Source organism: Xanthomonas sp. BRIP62411, from assembly GCF_003993525.1.
Classification (GTDB): domain Bacteria; phylum Pseudomonadota; class Gammaproteobacteria; order Xanthomonadales; family Xanthomonadaceae; genus Xanthomonas; species Xanthomonas euroxanthea.
The window spans coordinates 14,603-33,331 of record NZ_QEZI01000026.1 but is presented as its reverse complement, the minus strand read 5'-3'; the positions used below and the strand labels follow the sequence as shown (position 1 = coordinate 33,331).

The following is an 18,729-nucleotide window of genomic DNA, read 5'->3' as shown; positions in this document are numbered from 1 at the left end:
CCATATGGAAACACTGCGCCGGAAGTATCGCGTCCGTATCGGCTCGCCAAGAAGACGCATGGCGGCTGCGACCACGATGCACCTATGAACCGTCGCTCTCAAGCCGTTCTGCCGCAGCCGGCAGGCCGGGTAGTCGCAGCGGCCCGGTCAACGCATGCAGGATGCGCGCATCCTCGGCATCCAGCGTGCGGGCGTCGCTGCTGCGGTAGTGATGATGAAACGCCTGCAGGGTGGCGGCGGGATCGTCGAGGCTGTAGCCGAGCAAGGCGAGCGCCTGCCAGGGATCGAAACCTGCCGGCGCGGCAGGGGCATCGGCGGCAGGCCAGCGGCCGAAGCCGGCGTCGGCCAGGCGTTTCCACGGAAACAACGGGCCGGGGTCGTTCTTGCGGGTCGGGGCCACGTCTTCGTGGCCGACGATCTGGGTGCGCGGGATGCGCAGGCGGGTGCACAGGTCGTCCAGCAGCACCAGCAGGCTGTCGATCTGGGCGGGCGCGAACGGCTCGCTGCCGTCGTTGTCCAGCTCGATGCCGATCGAGGCGGAGTTGATGTCGGTGATGGTGCCCCAGCGCCCGGCACCGCCGTGCCAGGCGCGCTGGTCGTCGCTGACCAGTTGATAGCGTGTGCCATCTTCGCCAATCAGATAGTGCGCACTGACCCGACCGCCGCTATTGCGCCCGCGCAGCGTGCCCAGGCTCTGCGGCACCGACTGCTGGTCGGTGAAGTGCAGCACGATCAGGATCGGCCGCCGTGCGTCGTAATTGGGCGAAGGCACCCACCGGGCCAGCGGATTGCGCTGCGGCGTGTGCGCACACGCGCCCAATGACAGCACCACCAGACACAGCGCGGCGCGTAGCCAGGGCAATAGCGATGGCGTGGAAGCAGATGACATCGGATTCTCCTGGCGAAACGACAAGGGGCGTGCGCTGTACCTGCGCCCCGATGGGCCGCGCATGCGAGGCGCCCATTATCTGCCGGGTGGGCGATGGCGTGCGTCACGCCGCTGCGGCAGGCGACAGGCCGGCGGCTGCGCAGACACCTCCGAACCCGGCCAGCGCCCAGCACCATGCAAGCCACGCCAGGGATACGTGTGCATGCGTACACTACAAACCGGCGCAGCCCTCGCACCTCCACACGGCGCTTGCGGTCGTGGTTCCTTGCACAGATTTCTCGTCAGTCGCTGCACCCCTCAAGAGTCTTCTTCATGCCATTGTCGCGCTGCCTGCTGACGTTGTTGCTGCTGGTCATCGGCCTGCCCTGCGGTGCCGCTGCGGCAAACCCTGCCACCCCAACGCCGCACACCGCGCCATTTGCGGCCAGCGATGCGCAGTTGGCGGCCGACTACTGGATCCAGCGCAGTCGCAACGCGCAGACGCTGCGCATGACGGCCGCGCAGATTGCCAGCCTCAATGCGCGCTTGCTGCGCGACGATGGCTCCATGCACGACCTGTCGCAGCTGGCCGAGGTGCTACCCGCGGCCGAGGTGCGCGCGCGCATCGAAGCACGGTCGGCCACACCGACGCGTGCGCTCTACGACAGCAATGGGCGCAGCATCGATGCCTCGCACCTTGCGACGCTGCGCCAGGCCCTGGCACTGGAGGCGCTGCCCGCACAGGTCGTGCCACGGTTTGCCCTGGTGGTGCAGCGCGCGGCACTGCGCACCTTCCCCACCGCGCAGCGCGTGTTCAGCACCACCGACGACCACGATATCGACCGCTTCCAGGAATCGGCGCTCTACCCCGGCACGCCGGTGGCAGTGCTGCATACCAGCGCCGATGGTGCATGGCACTTCGTGCTGGCGGCCAACTATGCGGCCTGGATTGCTGCCGACCGGATTGCCCTGGGCACGCGTCGCGAGGTGCTGGACTACGCACGCCGCCGCCCGCAGCTGCTGGTCACCGGCGCACGCGTGCAGAGCGCCTACACCCCGGACGTGCCGGCCGTCTCCGCACTGACGCTGGACATGGGCACCAGCGTGCCGCTGCTCGGCGACTGGCCGCCGCAACAGCCGGTCAACGGGCAGCTGCCGCAGGCTGCCTATGTCGTGCAGTTGCCGCTGCGCGGCAGCGACGGGCGTTTGCAGCTGGTGCCGGCACTGATTCCGCGCGGCGCCGACGTGCGCCTTGGCCCGCTGCCGGCCACGCCTGCGGCATTGCTGCAGCAGGCGTTCAAATTCCTCGGCGAACGCTATGGCTGGGGCAACGACTACGATGCGCGCGACTGCAGTGGGTTCGTGCTGGATGTGTATCGCAGCCTGGGCATCGCATTGCCACGCAATACCGGCGACCAGGCACGCAGTCCGGCACTGCTCGGCGTTCCGTTCCAGACGCAGGCGCCACTGCCGCAGCGCCTGCAGCAACTTGCACGGCTGCAGGTCGGCGATCTGATCTATATCCCCGGTCATGTGATGCTGGTGATCGGACACGAGCACGGCGCACCATGGGTGATCCATGATGTGGCCGGTGCCCATTACCGCGACGCGTCCGGCAGCGTGCAGCGCGCGCGCTTGAACGGTGTGTCGGTGACGCCGCTGCTGCCCTTGCTCGCCAGCGATGGCACGCCGTTCGTCGATCACATCACCCGCATCCAACGCATCGCACCGACTGGCTCCCCATGAAGATCACCGGCTTTCGCCTCGGCATGCTGCGCGTGCCATTGAAGACCCCGTTCAAGACAGCGGTCCGCACCGTGCAGGCGATCGAGGACGTGGTGGTGCTGCTGCAGACCGATAGCGGCCATATCGGTTATGGCGCCGCGCCGGCCACCGCGCCGATCACCGGCGATACGCACGGCGCCATCATCGCCGCCATCAGCCATTGCATCGGCCCGGCGTTGATCGGCCAGGACGTGGCCGATCTCAACCGGCTATGCGTGCTGGTGCAACACGCGCTGGAGCGCAACACCAGCGCCAAGGCGGCGGTGGAGATCGCGCTCTACGACCTGTGGGCGCAGGGCTTCGGCACCCCGCTCTACCAGGCGCTTGGCGGCGGCACGCCGCGCATCACCACCGACATCACCATCAGCGTCGATAGCATCGAGGTGATGGTGGCGCAGGCGCACTCGGCGCTCGCACGCGGCTATCGGTCGCTGAAGATCAAGGTCGGCAAGGACAGCGACTCGGACGTCGAACGGATCATGGCGATGCATGCCGCTGTCGCTGGTCGCGCATCGCTGCGCCTGGATGCCAACCAGGGCTGGACGCCCAAACAGGCGGTGCGCACCATGCGCACGCTGGAACACGCCGGCATCGTGATGGAACTGGTGGAACAGCCGGTCAAGGCCGCGGACATCGACGGGCTGGCGTTTGTCAGCGCACGGATCGACACGCCGGTGATGGCCGACGAAAGCGTGTTCTCGCCGGTCCAGGTGATCGACCTCATCCAGCGCCGCGCCGCCGATATCGTCAACATCAAGCTGATGAAGACCGGCGGGCTATCCAATGCGATCCGCATTGCCGATATCGCGGCCGTGTACGGCGTGCCGTGCATGATCGGCTGCATGATCGAATCCAGCGTCAGCGTGGCCGCGGCAGTGCATCTGGCCGTGGCCAAGGCCGACAGCATCACCCTGGCAGATCTGGATGCGCCTGCACTCGGGCAGTTCGATCCCACCGAGGGCGGCGTGCATTTCGACGATGCCCGGATCCATATCGACGACTCGCCAGGCCTGGGGATCCGCCGCATCCGCGGGCTGGAGCTGTTGCCGGGCTAACGCGTCATTGGATATTTCCAAGCCGCGTCGGTCGGTCTGTCGAGCGCGCGGTGCCCTCGCCGCTCGCAGGACACGCCGTGAATCCGTCCGTGGAGGCTCAGTGGCGGCATCCATGCGCCACACGGTCCCGCAAACGGCCAGGGCACCGCGCCAGAGAGTTCGTCGGTTGCCCTACTGAAACCATGCATACCCGCACTCTCGAATGGTTTCAGCCGCTCCAAGGCCCGCCAAGCACGCACAGGAACATCGCGCATGCATGCACTACACAGCTGCGTTGCTGGGTACAGTAGCGATAAGGTGTTGGTCAGCAATGCAGTGTAGAGGCACCGCACTGTCGCCGCCAACAGCCGATCGACTCAACGCAGCTCACCCTGCCAGACCCATCCCCCCGGAGCCTGCATGCGCCTTGCCACCGTGTTTCGATCCGTTGCGCTGCTGGCGCTGGCAAGCTGCAGCAGCCTTGCCGTCGCTGCCGGCCCAATCGACGCCTTGAATCAGGCGCGCGCACTGGTCGTGGTGACCACGCCGGATTGGGACAGCACCCAGGCACGCCTGCAGACATTCGCCCGTGTGGACGGTCACTGGCAACCGGCCGCACCGGGCTTTACGGTCGCGCTCGGGCGCCACGGCAGCGCCTGGGGCGATGGCCTGCATCCAAAGCAGACGCAAGGCCCGCAGAAGCGCGAAGGCGACGGCCGCAGCCCGGCCGGTGTGTTCGCGATCGGCCCGGCCTTCGGTTACGCCCAACAGATCGACAGCGCCATGCCGTACCAGGCGATGAGCGCCACCCACTACTGCATGGATGTGCCGAGCTCGCCGCTGTACAACCGTATCGTCGACGCCGCGCAGGTCGGGGAGGCCGCAGTGGCCGGGTCGAGCGAACCGATGCGCCTGGACCTGCAACATCCCGGCGATGCGCGCTACAGCGAGGGCTTTGTGATCGCGCACAATCCCGATGCGGTGCCCGGGCACGGCAGCTGCATCTTCGCGCATCTATGGCGCACGCCGGGCCAGTTCACCGCCGGCTGCACTGCGATGGCGCCAGCCGATATGCAACGCCTGCTGGCCTGGTTGAAGCCCGACGACACACCGCTGTTCGTGCTGTTGCCGCGTGCCGAATACGCACGCCTGCAGGCCCAGTGGCAGTTGCCCGAGTTGAAGGAGGTCGGCCGATGAGCAGCGCGGCTCCCGCACCCGACCCCACTGGCCTGGTCCGCGTGGTCAGCCGCTGGCAGATCGTCGGCTTGTCCATCAACGATGTCATCGGCAGCGGCATCTACCTGCTGCCGGCGGCCACCGCTGCGCTGCTCGGGCCGATGAGCCTGTGGGCAGTGATGCTGGCCGGTCTGGCAGTGGCACTGCTGGTGTTGTGCTACGCGCAGGCGGCGAGCTATTTCGACACCCCGGGCGGCAGTTATCTGTACACGCGTGAGGCGTTCGGCCCGTTTGTCGGCTTTCAGATCGGCTGGATGATCTGGCTCACCCGCATCAGTTCGGCAGCGGCATTGAGCAACGGCCTGGCTGACGCGGTCGCGCGGTTCTGGCCGACAGTGGCAACCGATCACTGGGCGCGCCTGCTGGTGGTCGTCGGTTCTTTGGGTGTGCTCACCGCCATCAACGTGATCGGGGTGAAATCGGCTGCGCGTACCGGCATTGCGCTGGTGATCGGCAAGCTGGTGCCGTTGCTGCTGTTCGTGGCAATCGGCGTGTTCTACGTGGACTGGTCGTGGGCCTTTGCCGGCACCACGCCGGACCTGCGCGACCTGGGCAATCTCGGCGAAGCGGCCTTGCTGCTGCTGTTCGCCTATGCCGGGTTCGAAAACATCCCTGCGGCCGCTGGCGAGTACCGCAACCCGCGTCGCGATGTGCCATTTGCGCTGATCACCATGATCGTCACCGTCACCTTGATCTATGCGGCGGTCCAGGTCGTGGCACAAGGCACGCTGCCCAATCTTGCCGCCTCGCCCACGCCCCTGGCCGATGCCGCAAGCCGTTTCGGCGGCGAAGCGCTGGCGCTGATCCTCACCGTCGGCGCCACCATTTCCATCCTCGGCACCACCAGCAACACGGTCATGCTCGGGCCGCGCTTTCTGTTCGCGCTGGCGCAAGACGGCTACGGCCCGGCATTTCTGGCACGTGTGCATCCACGCTTCCACACCCCGGCAGCGGCGGTGCTGACCCAGGGCGTGCTGTCGCTGGCGCTGGCGGTGTCGGGCTCGTTTACGCAGCTGGCATTGCTGTCGATGGTCACCCGGCTGTTTGCCTATATCGGCACGGCCGCGGCAGTGATCGTGCTGGCGCGTCGCTACCGGCAACGCACCGACACCTTGCGCCTGCCCGGCGGGCCGGCCATTCCCATCGCCGCGCTGCTGCTGTCGCTGGGCCTGCTCGCCAGCGCCAGCTGGCAGAACCTGGCGGCCGCCGGTGTGGCGCTGCTGGTGGGCTGGGTGATCTACCTGTTCCCGCGCAAGCCTGCATAACCACTTTCGCAGGACGCTCGCGCAACGCTCACGTACGACTAACCGCGCGCGTCCAACGCTGCAGCCCTGACCTGCATGGGAGCTTGCAATGAAACTGCGCCGTGTCTACAGCACACCCGATATCGAGAGTGCGCAACGCGTCATGCAGGCCGCACGCAGCGCCGGCATCGACAACGATGCGCTGTCGTTGATTGCCCGTTCGGATATCGAACTCGAAGGCATTCCCGACGAGCGCAAGGATGCCAAGACCGATTTTCTCCCCGCCGCAGCGCGCGGCGCCGCGACCGGTGGCGCTGCGGGGCTGGTGGCCGGGCTGGTCGCGATCGCCGTGCCTCCGATCGGGCTCACCATTGCCGGGGCAGGCGTCATGGCGTTGGCAGGGGCTCTGGTCGGCACCTGGTCATCTGCGTTGATCGGCGCCACCGTGCCCGACCCGGTACGCCGTCAATTCGAGGACGAAATCCAGGCAGGGCGCGTGCTGGTGATCATCGATGCCGACGAGCCATCGCTGCAGCACGCAGAGGCCAGCCTGAATGCCGCCGGCGCCACGCCGCTGCCGTATGAAGCTGCATCGGCTGCGACGTGATGCGTGCGCACGCACTGGCAGCCTCGCATGCGTCGCGTCCGGCATCGACGACGCGGCATGCCACACAGCGCGGCCGGCAAGCAGTTGTCAGATGCCGACATGTCTTGATGCCCTCCTCACCCGCCCTGGCAACGGATTTAACACCCGCCCGCCTAGGTTAGAGCGCACATTCACCACGGAGACGAGCATGAACGTGCCGTATCAGATTCCAGGCCGTGCGCCGGACGAAGACCGCAGCCAGAACGTATCCAACTATTGGCGCGAACGCTTCACCGAAGAATCGTATTACACCGAAGGGGACCGCTACGAGGACTACGAAGGCGCCTACCTTGCCGGGCACGAGGCGCGTATCCGCGAAAACGCGCGTGCCTACGACCAGGTGGAAGCGGAGTTGCACCGCGACTGGGAAGCCAACCGCGGCACCAATGGCCTGAGTTGGAGCAAGGCGCGTCACGCAGTCAAGCGCGCTTGGGAAAATGCGGCTGACTTCGTCGCCGGCGACAACAAGTCCAAGCCCTGAACACAACAACGCCACCGTCGAGGTGGCGTTGTTGTATCACCAGCTCGCGCAGCAGTGGCGGCGGATGCCTTTCCAATGCTGGCGGCACGGTGCGCGATGCATCGTCCGCCTCACCGCATCGGGCCTGTCCTTTCACACGCGATCGCACCGGACGGGCTGCCCTAGTGCGATGCAGCCACCGAAACTCGCTTCATGGTGAAACAACGATTCGGGATAAGCGCGTTCCGCAGAGAGTGATCTACGACAAGGGCGGCCCCGACGGCGTCGTGTAAGGTGTTGAAAACCCAACGCAGGACACGTTGCGGGAGGGCTGCAACGTCACTGCGCCCATCCCCTGGAGGACCTCATGTCTGTCCGACGTCTGCTTGCCCTGGCCTGCTCGGCCAGCTTGTTCACTACCACCGTCGCATGTGCTGCGCCTGCCGTCGCGCCGGCTGCCGCCATTCCCAAGGCGCAGTGGCCGTTCCAGGCCACCGCCGTTGCCGATTTTGACGAGCCCTGGGCGATGACCTTCCTGCCGGATGGCAGCCTGCTGGTCAGCGAAAAACGCGGTGCGCTGATGCGGCTTGACCTCAAGACCAAACGCAAGAGCGCCATTACCGGCATTCCGGCAGTGGCCTACGGCGGCCAGGGCGGCTTCGGCGATGTACTGGCGCATCCGCGCTTTGCCAAGAATGGCCTGGTCTATGTCAGCTACGCCGAACCCGGGCAGGGCGATACGCGCGGCGCTGCGGTGGCAAGGGCCAAGCTCACGCTGGATGGCACCGGCGGCGGCACGCTGTCGGATTTGAAGGTGATCTGGCGCCAGGATCCCAAGGTCACCGGCAACGGTCACTTCGGGCATCGGCTGGCCTTCGGCCCGGATGGCAAGCTGTGGATCAGCTCCAGCGAGCGCCAGAAGTTCACCCCGGCCCAGGACATGCAAGCCAATCTCGGCAAGCTGATCCGTCTCAATGATGACGGCAGCGTGCCGGCCGACAACCCGTTCGCTGCGCAGGGCGGCGTTGCCGCGCAGGTGTGGTCGCTGGGTCACCGCAATATTCTCGGCCTGGCCTTCGACGGCAAGGGGCGCCTGTGGGAACACGAAATGGGTCCGCTTGGCGGCGATGAGCTGAACCTGATCCAGCGCGGCGCCAACTACGGTTACCCGGTCGTCTCCAACGGAGACAACTACGACGGCACCCCGATCCCGGACCACAATACCCGCCCGGAATTTGCCGCGCCCAAGATCAGCTGGACTCCGGTGATCTCGCCGGCCGGCTTTGTGATCTACAGCGGCAAGCAGTTTCCTGCATGGCGCGGCAACGGCTTCATCGGCGGCTTGTCGTCGATGGCGCTGGTGCAGGTGTCCCTTGGCGATCAGCCGCGTGAGCTGGCCCGCTACGACATGGGCGCGCGCATTCGTGAAGTGGAACAGGGTCCGGACGGCGCGCTGTGGTTGCTGGAAGACGAAGCCAGCGGCAGCACCGGGCGCCTGCTCAAGCTGACGCCCAAGAGCAAGGCGGCGGTCGAGAACGACGCGTAATTGCACGGAAATGCGTCCAGGGGATCGTGCCACCGCCACACGTCAACCGCGTGCTGGCGGTGGCCACGATTTTCGCGGCCAAGCCACGTTCGATCCGGTGCGGTGCATGTCGCGACGCACGCAGAATCCACGCACCGTGGCAACACCGATCAGTCACGCGCCTGCGTCACCTGTGACCCGATGACGGTGCGCCCTTCGGCCACGTCCGTCATCGTTTATCTGGTGCAATAGCCGCACGCGCTGCTTACTACGCAAGCGCGCGCACCACGCCCAGGTGTGCTCAGGCGTCCAGCAACTCGAACGTCACTGCCTCGCCACTCTTGGCCGATGCGCACACCCATACATCGAACACCCCCGGCTCGGCACCAAACACGTTCCTGTGATTGGTGAAGGCCAGCGCGTCGCGCGCCAGGGTGAAGGTCACGTCCGCGCTTTCGCCGGGCTGCAACAACACCTTGCGGAAGCCCTTGAGTTCGCGCACCGGGCGCACCCTGCTGGCCACGCGATCGTGCACATACAGCTGCACCACTTCCTCGCCGGCCACGCGGCCGGTGTTGGTGACGCGCGTGGTGATGGTCAGCGTCTGGTCCCAGCCAAGCTGCGCGCTGCTCAATTGCGGCTGCGCATAGGCAAAGGTGGTGTAACTCAGGCCATGGCCGAACGGATACAACGGCTCGTTGGGCATCTCGCGCCAGCGCGCCTTGTACTCGGACAGCGTCGGCAGTTCCGGGCGACCGGTGCGCAGATGGTTGTAGAAATACGGCTGTTGCCCGGTCACCTGCGGAAAACTGATCGGCAGACGCGCGGACGGGTTGTAGTCGCCGAACAACACATCGGCCACACCGGTTCCGGTCTGCGTGCCCAGGTACCAGGTCACTGCAATCGCATCGGCATCGCGCACTGCACCGCTCAGGGCCAGCGCGCGGCCATTGCGCAGCAACACCACCATCGGCGTGCCGGTGGCGGCGATGGCTTCGGCCAATGCCTGCTGCGCCGGCGGCAACACGATCTCGGTGCGCGACTGCGCCTCGCCACTGAACCGCTGCGGTTCGCCCAGCGCCAGCACCACCACGTCGGCGGCCTGCGCCGCATCGATGGCGGCGGAAATACCGCCCGGCAGCGCCTCTTCCAGGCCGCAGCCCGGCACCACCGTCAAATGCTCGCTGCCGACCACCGCACGCACGCCCTGCTCCAGGGTCACATAGCGGTCCTTGTCGCCGAACAGCGTCCAGCAACCCTCGATATTCTCGCGGTCCTGCACGAACGGCCCGATCAGCGCGATGCGCTGGCCGCTTTTCTTCAGCGGCAACAGGTCGCCTTCGTTCTTCAGCAACACGATCGAACGCCGCGCCGCATCGCGCGACAGCGCATCGTGTGCAGGCAGATGCGTGGTATCGGCTTCGCGTGCCGGATCCAGCGAGCGGTACGGGTTGTCGAACAGCCCGATCGCTTCCTTCAGCTGCAGCATGCGGCGGACGCTGGCATCCAGCGTTGCCATCGGCACCTCGCCACTTTCCACCAGCGACGGCAGGTGCGCGGCATAGAAACCGCTCTGCATGCTCAGATCCAGGCCGGCCAGGAACGCCTTCTTGGTCGCATCGCGCTCATCGGCCGCATAGCCGTGCGCAATCAGTTCCATGTCGGCGGTGTAATCGGAAATCACCACGCCGGGGAACTGCCATTCACCGCGCAGGATCTCGGTCAGCAATTCGTGGTTGGCGCTGGCCGGCACGCCGTTGATGTCGTTGAACGAGGACATCACGGTCAATGCGCCGGCATCGAAGGCGGCCTTGAACGGCGGCAGGTGCACATCGCGCAGGGTCTGCGGCGCGATGTCCACGGTATTGTATTCCATGCCCGCCGCCACCGCACCATAGGCGGCGAAGTGCTTAGGCGTGGCCAGCAGGCAGTCGTCAGCCTTCAGATCGCTGCCCTGGAAGCCGCGCACGCGGGCGGCGGCAAACGCCGCGCCCAGCACCACGTCTTCGCCGGCGCCTTCGGCGCCACGGCCCCAGCGCTGGTCGCGCGCGATGTCCACGGCCGGTGCGTAGGTCCAGTGCAGGCCGGCGGCGGTCGCTTCGATCGCGGTGGCGCGCGCGGTGCGCTCGGCCAGTTCGGGTTCGAAGCTGGCCGCTTCGCCCAGCGGAATCGGGAACACCGTGCGCATGCCGTGGATCACATCCGCCGCCAGGATCACCGGGATGCCCAGGCGGCTTTCTTCCACCGCCACCTTCTGGATCTGTGCGCCCAGCGCAGCGCCGACGCCGTTGAACAGCGAGCCGACCCGACCCGCGCGCACCTGCTGCAGCACCTCGTCGGCGTTGAGCACGTTGGCTTCGGGATTCACGTCCGGTGCGAACGGCCGCACCATGTCGGCGAACACACCCAACTGTCCGACCTTCTCTTCGACGGTCATCTGGGCAATCAGGGTTTCGATACGATCAGCAGCCATGAGATCCTTGAGAAAACGTTTACATGGCCGTCAATTCTAGCCTGACGCGACCGCGAGGGGGCAAGTGTCGGGATTTGGAATGCGGGATCCGGGATTTGCAGGGGCCGGTTGAACTACGCGTTGGCGCTGTGGATCCGCGGGTTGTGGATCGCTGGTCCGGTGCCGGGTGGATCTCCGAGGCTCGGCATGGCCCGAAGGCGCCGCCCGATGCAGCACTCGGTAGCCGTCAGCGGGCCCGCTCGCGCTCGATGATCACCCCCACCGCCTGCGCGCCGCGCACCGCACCGGGCTTGCTCAGCTTCAACCGCAGCCAGTGCACGCCGAATTCGTCCAGCACGATCGCCGCGCAGCGCTCGGCCAGGGTCTCGACCAGCCCGAAGTCCGATGCCTGCACGAATTCGATCAGCCGCTTGCTCACCGCCTTGTAATTCAAGGTATCGGCGATATCGTCGCTGGCGGCCGGAATGCGGTTGTCGAAGCCCATTTCCAGATCGAACCGCAGCGTCTGGCGGATGCGCCGCTCCCAGTCGTAGATGCCGATCAGCGCATCGATTTCCAGGCCTTCGATAAAAACTTTGTCCATAGGTGGGGAATCGGGAATGGGGATTAGGGAATGGTGAGAATCACAAGCAACAACAAGGCAGCGCGAACGGAATCGAAATAGCGCTCTTACTATTCCCGATTCCCGATTCCCGATTCCTCCGCCGCCAGCGGCGGCAAGCCAGCCATATCCCAACGCGGCGTCACATGCACCGCCGCGTCGGCGCGCTCGCCGGCCTCCAGCCGCAGCGCGCCGGCGAAAGCGATCATCGCGCCGTTGTCGGTGCACAGGGCCGGCCGCGGGAAGCACACCCGGCCACCGCGCCGCTGCGCCGCCTCCTGCAGGCGTGCACGCAGGCGCTTGTTGGCGCCGACGCCACCGGCCACCACCAGGGTGTTGCAATCGGCCGCATCCAGCGCGCGCAGGCATTTGATTGCCAGCGTCTCCACCACCGCATCCTCGAACCCGCGCGCGATGTCCGCCCGCGTGGTGTCGGACTGGTCACTGCCGCGCCAGGCCAGCAGCACCTGGGTCTTGAGCCCGCTGAAACTGAAATCCAGCCCGGGCCGGTCGGTCATCGGCCGGGCGAATTTGTAGCGCCCCGGGGTGCCGGTTTCGGCCAGGGCGGCCAGCTGCGGGCCACCCGGATACGGCAGGCCCATCATCTTGGCAGTCTTGTCGAAGGCCTCGCCGGCCGCATCGTCCAGCGTCTCACCAAGCACGGCGTACTGGCCCAGGGCCTTCACCGACACCAACTGGGTGTGCCCGCCGGAGACCAGCAGCGCCACGAACGGCGGCTGCGGCGGGTCATCCTCCATCAATGGCGCCAGCAGATGGCCTTCCATGTGATGCACGCCGATCGCCGGCACATCCAGCGCCCAGGCCAGCGATCGCGCCACGCCCGCACCGACAAGGAGTGCGCCGACCAGGCCCGGGCCGGCGGTATAGGCCACCCCATCGAGTTCGTCGATCCCCAGTCCGGCCTCGTCCAGGGTCTGGCGGATCAGCGGCAGCAGCTTGCGCACATGGTCGCGACTGGCCAGCTCCGGCACCACCCCGCCGTATTCGGCATGCAGCGCGATCTGGCTGTAGACCGCGTGGGCGCGCAGCGCCGGCACCCCGGACAGCGCGGTGTCGTAGACCGCCACACCGGTCTCATCGCATGATGATTCGATCCCAAGAACTTTCACGGCAACTCGGCAGGCAGGCACATGCGGCCTATTTTCGCAGCTTTTGCCCTGCGCAGATCGGCCAGGGGCGATCTGCTGCACAGCCGGGCGATCGCCACCGATCCCGCGCCAGCGCAGGGTTTAGCAGGCCTGCTCGCGCCCATGCTGCCGGGGGCTTGCAGGCCGCCTGCAAGTCGTTATAATGCGCGGCTCGCCGGGGCAACCCGGAAATTCCGTCACGCGAGTCCGCTCGCACCCGCCCGGGGCTCCCGGACGGAAATCCCATTATCTGGAGAACCCATGCCCAGCGTTAAAGTCCGCGAGAACGAGCCCTTCGAATTTGCGCTCCGCCGTTTCAAGCGCACCTGCGAAAAGGCCGGCGTGCTGGCCGAAACCCGCAAGCGCGAGTTCTATGAAAAGCCGACCCAGGAGCGCAAGCGCAAGGCTGCCGCTGCTGTGAAGCGTCAGTTGCGTCGTTCCTCGCGCGACGTCACCAAGCGCCAGCGCTTGTACTGATCGAACGCGGTTCCCTGCCGAGGGGCATGCGCTGAAGGCGCGGCCCACCGGGTGGAACCCAAGAGCCGGCACGCGCAAGCGTCGCCGGCTTTTTGTATTGGTCCTATGCCAGGCGAGCGCTTCGCAGCTGTCAAGGCGACCGGCAGTGCCCGCGGTCGTCCGCGCCGCTCAGGCCCCACTTCCTGCCGATGCACTGCGCCCGTCATGGCGCATCGGCACATCTGTCACACGCCCTCCCAGGAGTTACACCATGCCCCTCAAGCAACAGCTCACCGATGACATGAAAGCCGCCATGAAGTCCGGCGACAAGCACAGCCTGGGCGTGATCCGGCTGATCAATGCCGCGATCAAGCAGAAGGAAGTGGATGAGCGCATCGAGATGGACGATGCCGCCGTGATCGCGGTGCTCGACAAGATGGTCAAGCAGCGCAAGGACTCGGTCACCCAGTACGAAGCCGCCGCACGCGAAGACCTGGCGCAGATCGAGCGCGAGGAGATCGTGGTGATCGAGCGCTACCTGCCGGCCAAGATGGGCGAAGCCGAGATCGTCGCTGCCATCCAGGCAGCCATCGCGCAGACCGGTGCCAGCAGCCCGGCCGATATCGGCAAGTTGATGGGCGCGCTCAAGCCCAAGCTGGCCGGTCAGGCCGACATGGGCCTGGTCTCCACGCTGGTCAAGCAGCATCTGGCAGGCTGAGTCTTCGCCTGCGCAGCGCCCTGTGCCCGATGGCCAGGGCACCGCAACCAGCCGCCTGCGTGCGGCTGGCTGCAGCGCCGTTTCAACGGCAGCACACGCGCAACATCCAGCGCCCGCTTTCACCAGATCTTTGAACGGCCCCTGTTAGAACACCTTCGCCAGCACAGGTCCGGGTGAAGCATTCCGCATGCCGGCTTCGCCTCACGACGCCTGCGCACATAACGGTATGCCCAAGGATTCCCCCGCCGGTGACGAAGCTCTCAACCGAACACCTGCAAAAGCACCTGAGCCGCCTGCAGCGCAGCCTGCCGATGGCACTGCTCAATCGCTTTCTCGAGATCGACGTGATGACGCAGGCCGCGTCGCTGTCGTTCTACGCCTTGCTGTCGCTGGCACCGCTGCTGGTGCTGCTGCTGTGGCTGACCGCCTCGCTGTATCCGCCTGCGCAGGAAGCGCTGGTGCAGCAGATCGCGCAACTGGCTGGCGGCAGCGCGGCGGAAGTGGCCGATACGGTGATCCGCAACGCCACCGATCAACCCGGCGTGGGTTCGCTGGCCGGACTGTGGAGCACGCTGCTGCTGTTCATCGGTGCCACCGCGGTGTTCGCGCAGTTGCAGAACGCGCTGAACCTGATCTTCCGCACCGACAAGCAGCGCCTGGAAGGGCTGATGGCGTGGCTGAAGAAGCGCGTGTTCTCCTTCGGCGTGATCCTGGCACTGGGCTTTTTGTTGATCGTGTCGATGATTGCCACCACCGCGTTGCAGGTGGTGTTTGCACGCTTGCCGTCGGTGCTGCCGGCGATTGGCTACATCACCACCCTGGCGCTGTATTCGCTCGCCTTCGCCTTCCTGTATCGCTATCTGCCCGACCGCACCGTCAACTGGCGGCAGGCCTTTGTCGGCGGCGTGATCACTGCACTGCTGTTCGCGCTGGGTCGCTACGGCATCGGCCTGTACATCGCCAGGGCCGCCCCTGGCAGCGCATACGGATCGATGGGCACCCTGGTGATCCTGCTGGTGTGGATGTACTACGCCTCGGTGGTGTTCTTTGTCGGCGCCCTGCTGACCGCGGTGATCGACGAGCGCGTGCGCTCGCATCGCAAGCTGCGCGAGGCCGGCGTGGATACGGACAACCTGCCGCCGGTCGCCGCCGAACCGGATGCCACGCTGCAGCCGCCGGAAGCACCGACGCGCAGTTGATTGCGCATGCTGCGCCGGGTGCCGCGCGTACCCAGGCGGCATCCACCGCTTCGCTGAGGGCCGTCGCTCACTGAAATCGGCGCGCGCCGGCGGCTGGGATATCCTAGCGGGATGGCCCGCATCCCCGACGCGTTCATCGACGAACTGCTTGCCCGCACCGACATCGTCGAGGTGGTGGGCGGTCGGGTGCCGCTCAAGCGTCAGGGCAAGGAATATTCGGCACGCTGCCCGTTCCACGACGAGCGCTCGGCCTCGTTCACGGTCTCGCCGACCAAGCAGTTCTATCACTGCTTCGGCTGCGGCGCGCACGGCACCGCGATCAGCTTTCTGATGAATTACGACCGCCTCGAATTCCTCGATGCGGTCGACGAGCTGGCCAAGCGCGCCGGCATGGACATCCCGCGCGAGACCCAGCAACGCAGCCCGCAGCAGCAGGACGACAGCCGCGAGCTGTATTCGGCACTGGAAGCGGCGACCAAGTTCTTCCAGCGCCAGCTCGAGGGCAGCGAACGCGCCCGCGACTATCTGGACGGCCGCGGCGTGGATGCCGACAACCGCGCGCGTTTCCAGATCGGTTACGCGCCCGATGGCTACAGCGCACTGAAGGACACGCTGGGCACCGATGCGCGCCGCATGAGCGTGCTCGAACGCGCCGGGCTGTTTTCCAAGAACGATCGCGGCCATGTCTACGACAAGTTCCGCGACCGGGTGATGTTCCCGATCTTCGACCGCCGCGGCCGCGTGATCGCCTTCGGCGGACGCATCATGGGCGCGCCGGCCGATGGCCGCGACCCGGGGCCGAAGTACCTCAATTCGCCGGAAACCGCGCTGTTCCACAAGGGCCGCGAGTTGTACGGCCTGTGGCAGGTGCGCCAGGCCAATCAGAAGATCGAGCGGCTGATCGTGGTGGAAGGCTATATGGACGTGGTCTCGCTGTTCCAGTTCGGCGTCACCCAGGCGGTGGCCACGCTGGGCACCGCGACCACGCCCGAACATGCCGAACTGCTGTTCCGCAACGCGCCGGATGTGTATTTCTGCTTCGACGGCGACAACGCCGGCCGCAAGGCGGGCTGGCGTGCACTGGAATCGGTGCTGCCGCGCATGAAGGACGGCCGCCAGGCGTTCTTCCTGTTCCTGCCCGACGGCGAGGACCCGGACACCATCGTGCGCAAGGAAGGCGCGCAGGCCTTCGACCAGCGATTGAAACAGGCCACGCCGCTGTCGCAATTCTTCTTCGACGAGATGTCGCGCGAGATCAATCTGCACACGCTCGATGGCAAGGCCCGGCTTGCCGAACGCGCAAAGCCGATGCTGGCACAGATTCCCGAAGGTGCGTTCGGCGATCTGATGAAGCAGGAACTGTCGCGCCTGACCGGCGTGGGCGCCACCAGCGCGACACAAGCGTCCGCACCGCAAGGACGGCCACTTGCACGCATGGGCGCGCCCACGCAAAAACGCAGCCTGGTACGCGCCTCGATCGCGATCCTGCTGCAGCGGCCGTCGCTGGCGATGAGCCTGGAGGGCGACCACGATTTTTCCGGCCTGCGCCTGCCCGGCATCGACCTGTTGATGGAACTGCTGGCGCTGGTGCGGCAACGCCCGGAAATCAGCACCGGCGCGCTGCTGGAGCACTTCGCCGAACGCGAAGAACTGGTGGCCCTGCAGAAACTGGCCGCCCAGGCACTGCCCGGCGACGAACACAGCTGGGCGATGGAGCTGCATGACGTGGTCGCGCAACTGGACAAGCAATTGCTGCGGCAGCGCCTGGACGAACTGCAGGACAAGCAGCGCGCGCAGGGCCTGGACGACACCGACAAGTACGAGCTGCGCGAACTGTTCAAGGCGCTCGCCGCGTTGTAGCGCGTGGGGGCAATCGGAGCAGACCACCTGTTGCCGACGTAGCCGATCAGCCATGCAGGCACGCGCTCATGGCCGCCTGAACAAGATCCCGGCCATCGAGCCGAGCGCCGCGCTGGCTGCTTCACTCCTGTCCCGGGTGTGGGCCGATGCCGGCGCGACCGACTCGCAGGCGGCACACGGGCCTCTACAATGGCACTCTGCAGACAGCTCCCCCCTCAATACGCACGATGATCAAACACTGGCTGGCGCGGCTGCGCATCGATCCATTCACCCTCGCGCTGCTGTGCACGGTCACGCTCGCCTCGTTCCTGCCGGTCTCGGGCACCGCCGCCGCGATCATGGACGATGTCACCGACGTGGCGATTGCTGCGCTGTTCTTCCTGCACGGCGCGCGCCTGTCGCGCGAGGCGGTCAAGGCCGGCGCACTGCACTGGCGCCTGCATCTGCTGATCCTGGCCTGCACCTTCGTGCTGTTCCCGCTGCTCGGGCTGTTGTTCAAACCGCTCGCGCATCTTGCACTGACACCGGAGCTGTATATCGGCGTGCTGTTTCTGTGCGCGCTGCCGTCCACGGTGCAATCGTCGATCGCCTTCACCTCGATGGCGCGCGGCAACGTGCCGGCGGCTGTCTGCGCCGCCTCGCTTTCCAGCCTGCTGGGGGTGTTCTTCACACCGTTGCTGATGGGCGCCCTGGTCGGCAGTCAGGGCGCGATGGCGCACCCGGCTGAGGCAATCGGCAAGATCCTGCTGCAGTTGCTGGTGCCGTTCCTGGCTGGCCATTTCATGCGCCCGTGGATCGGCGACTGGGTCGAACGGCATCGCGCGGTGCTGCGTTACACCGACCAGGGCACCATCCTGCTGGTGGTCTACACCGCCTTCAGCGCATCGGTGAACGAAGGCCTGTGGCAGAAGACGCCGTTGCCGGCCTTGCTCGCGGTGCTCGGTGCGGCCGCGCTGTTGCTGGCGGTGGCGATGCTCTCGATCACCTTCATCGCGCGGCGCCTGCGCTTCAACCGCGCCGACGAGATCGCGATCGTCTTCTGCGGTTCGAAGAAGAGCCTGGCCACCGGCGTGCCGATGGCCAAGGTGATGTTTGCCGGCGGTGGCCTGGGCGCGATCGTGTTGCCGATCATGCTGTATCACCAGCTGCAGCTGATTGTCTGCGCCTTCGTGGCCGCGCGTTATGCACGCACCGCACCGGGCGAGACGCCGGCCGATGCCGGCGGGCATTGAACCTGACGGCCACGGCACGACGGTGGCCTGATCGGTGACACCCGGCGCCTCCCGCGCTGCGTGTCCTGCCCCAAAGGGCTGTTTGCCACCGGCGGGTTGCCTGCGCCGGGTTCGCCAGGCCGCTACGCCCGGCGCGACACCGGTTCGCGCTGCGTGTCGTTGCGGGTTGTAAGCAGATATACAACGGTCATGACGCACTCCGCCGCTGGCACGGTGCCGCTCGCTAGAGTGTTCGATCCACCTG

The 18,729-nt window shown here is 66.4% G+C and carries 16 protein-coding genes; 12 read left to right on the top strand and 4 right to left on the bottom strand.

Annotation, left to right across the window (positions count from 1 at the left end; genetic code table 11):
- Positions 1-82 precede the first annotated feature (82 nt).
- Positions 83-889, bottom strand: a complete 807-nt coding sequence (locus EO139_RS18725; RefSeq protein ID WP_126971916.1) for an N-acetylmuramoyl-L-alanine amidase — start codon at positions 887-889, stop codon at positions 83-85.
- A 312-nt stretch (positions 890-1,201) separates the two neighbouring features.
- Between EO139_RS18725 and EO139_RS18720 the strand changes: the two genes are divergently transcribed.
- The 7 genes from EO139_RS18720 (at position 1,202) to EO139_RS18690 (ending at position 8,819) form a co-directional block, all read left to right on the top strand.
- Entirely contained in the window at positions 1,202-2,614 is a 1,413-nt protein-coding gene (locus tag EO139_RS18720) for an SH3 domain-containing protein (protein ID WP_126971914.1), read from the top strand.
- On the top strand, positions 2,611-3,708 hold the full coding sequence (locus tag EO139_RS18715) for a dipeptide epimerase (protein WP_126971912.1): 1,098 nt from the start codon (positions 2,611-2,613) through the stop codon (positions 3,706-3,708). Before EO139_RS18720 ends, EO139_RS18715 begins: the two co-directional genes overlap by 4 nt.
- A gap of 399 nt (positions 3,709-4,107) precedes the next feature.
- Entirely contained in the window at positions 4,108-4,884 is a 777-nt protein-coding gene (locus EO139_RS18710) for a L,D-transpeptidase family protein (protein WP_104650021.1), read from the top strand.
- Positions 4,881-6,188, top strand: coding sequence for an APC family permease (locus tag EO139_RS18705; protein WP_104584120.1), 1,308 nt, complete (start codon positions 4,881-4,883; stop codon positions 6,186-6,188). The genes EO139_RS18710 and EO139_RS18705 overlap by 4 nt, the downstream gene beginning before the upstream one ends.
- Positions 6,189-6,276: 88 nt before the next feature.
- The gene (locus EO139_RS18700; protein ID WP_104584121.1) at positions 6,277-6,774 is read left to right on the top strand and encodes a hypothetical protein; all 498 of its coding nucleotides are present in this window, start codon (positions 6,277-6,279) and stop codon (positions 6,772-6,774) included.
- A 187-nt stretch (positions 6,775-6,961) separates the two neighbouring features.
- Positions 6,962-7,294, top strand: coding sequence for a hypothetical protein (locus EO139_RS18695; protein WP_115677782.1), 333 nt, complete (start codon positions 6,962-6,964; stop codon positions 7,292-7,294).
- A 346-nt stretch (positions 7,295-7,640) separates the two neighbouring features.
- Entirely contained in the window at positions 7,641-8,819 is a 1,179-nt protein-coding gene (locus tag EO139_RS18690) for a PQQ-dependent sugar dehydrogenase (RefSeq protein ID WP_126971910.1), read from the top strand.
- 280 nt (positions 8,820-9,099) lie between these two features.
- Here EO139_RS18690 and EO139_RS18685 read toward each other — a convergent pair whose 3' ends face one another.
- From EO139_RS18685 to tsaD, 3 genes are all read right to left on the bottom strand, one after another.
- Positions 9,100-11,271 carry a glycoside hydrolase family 3 N-terminal domain-containing protein gene (locus tag EO139_RS18685; protein WP_126971908.1) on the bottom strand — a complete coding sequence of 724 codons (2,172 nt, stop codon included), beginning with the start codon at positions 11,269-11,271 and terminating at the stop codon, positions 9,100-9,102.
- A gap of 226 nt (positions 11,272-11,497) precedes the next feature.
- The gene (gene folB, locus EO139_RS18680) at positions 11,498-11,854 is read right to left on the bottom strand and encodes a dihydroneopterin aldolase (protein ID WP_024938857.1); all 357 of its coding nucleotides are present in this window, start codon (positions 11,852-11,854) and stop codon (positions 11,498-11,500) included.
- Positions 11,855-11,943: 89 nt separating this feature from the next.
- Complete coding sequence (gene tsaD / locus EO139_RS18675; RefSeq protein WP_126971906.1) at positions 11,944-13,002, bottom strand: tRNA (adenosine(37)-N6)-threonylcarbamoyltransferase complex transferase subunit TsaD; 1,059 nt, start codon at positions 13,000-13,002, stop codon at positions 11,944-11,946.
- 279 nt (positions 13,003-13,281) lie between these two features.
- On the opposite strand from tsaD, the gene rpsU reads away from it, so the two are divergent.
- The 5 genes from rpsU (at position 13,282) to EO139_RS18650 (ending at position 18,485) form a co-directional block, all read left to right on the top strand.
- Entirely contained in the window at positions 13,282-13,497 is a 216-nt protein-coding gene (rpsU, locus tag EO139_RS18670) for a 30S ribosomal protein S21 (RefSeq protein WP_002808376.1), read from the top strand.
- A gap of 250 nt (positions 13,498-13,747) precedes the next feature.
- Entirely contained in the window at positions 13,748-14,194 is a 447-nt protein-coding gene (locus tag EO139_RS18665) for a GatB/YqeY domain-containing protein (RefSeq protein ID WP_126946494.1), read from the top strand.
- A 248-nt stretch (positions 14,195-14,442) separates the two neighbouring features.
- Positions 14,443-15,393 carry a YihY/virulence factor BrkB family protein gene (locus tag EO139_RS18660; RefSeq protein ID WP_126971904.1) on the top strand — a complete coding sequence of 317 codons (951 nt, stop codon included), beginning with the start codon at positions 14,443-14,445 and terminating at the stop codon, positions 15,391-15,393.
- Positions 15,394-15,504: 111 nt separating this feature from the next.
- A complete protein-coding gene (gene dnaG, locus EO139_RS18655) occupies positions 15,505-17,253 on the top strand; it encodes a DNA primase (RefSeq protein ID WP_126971902.1) in 1,749 nt (582 codons plus the stop codon).
- Between the two features lie 227 nt (positions 17,254-17,480).
- Entirely contained in the window at positions 17,481-18,485 is a 1,005-nt protein-coding gene (locus EO139_RS18650; protein WP_164739918.1) for a bile acid:sodium symporter family protein, read from the top strand.
- Positions 18,486-18,729 lie beyond the last annotated feature (244 nt).

Coding starts and splice junctions, on each gene's coding strand:
- EO139_RS18710 (WP_104650021.1), top strand. CDS start 4,108: ATGCGCCTTGCCACCGTGTTTCGATCCGTTGCGCTGCTGGCGCTGGCA.
- EO139_RS18690 (WP_126971910.1), top strand. CDS start 7,641: ATGTCTGTCCGACGTCTGCTTGCCCTGGCCTGCTCGGCCAGCTTGTTC.
- EO139_RS18685 (WP_126971908.1), bottom strand. CDS start 11,271: ATGGCTGCTGATCGTATCGAAACCCTGATTGCCCAGATGACCGTCGAA.
- EO139_RS18705 (WP_104584120.1), top strand. CDS start 4,881: ATGAGCAGCGCGGCTCCCGCACCCGACCCCACTGGCCTGGTCCGCGTG.
- EO139_RS18715 (WP_126971912.1), top strand. CDS start 2,611: ATGAAGATCACCGGCTTTCGCCTCGGCATGCTGCGCGTGCCATTGAAG.
- rpsU (WP_002808376.1), top strand. CDS start 13,282: ATGCCCAGCGTTAAAGTCCGCGAGAACGAGCCCTTCGAATTTGCGCTC.
- EO139_RS18695 (WP_115677782.1), top strand. CDS start 6,962: ATGAACGTGCCGTATCAGATTCCAGGCCGTGCGCCGGACGAAGACCGC.
- dnaG (WP_126971902.1), top strand. CDS start 15,505: ATGGCCCGCATCCCCGACGCGTTCATCGACGAACTGCTTGCCCGCACC.
- EO139_RS18720 (WP_126971914.1), top strand. CDS start 1,202: ATGCCATTGTCGCGCTGCCTGCTGACGTTGTTGCTGCTGGTCATCGGC.
- EO139_RS18725 (WP_126971916.1), bottom strand. CDS start 889: ATGTCATCTGCTTCCACGCCATCGCTATTGCCCTGGCTACGCGCCGCG.
- EO139_RS18665 (WP_126946494.1), top strand. CDS start 13,748: ATGCCCCTCAAGCAACAGCTCACCGATGACATGAAAGCCGCCATGAAG.
- EO139_RS18700 (WP_104584121.1), top strand. CDS start 6,277: ATGAAACTGCGCCGTGTCTACAGCACACCCGATATCGAGAGTGCGCAA.
- EO139_RS18650 (WP_164739918.1), top strand. CDS start 17,481: ATGATCAAACACTGGCTGGCGCGGCTGCGCATCGATCCATTCACCCTC.
- folB (WP_024938857.1), bottom strand. CDS start 11,854: ATGGACAAAGTTTTTATCGAAGGCCTGGAAATCGATGCGCTGATCGGC.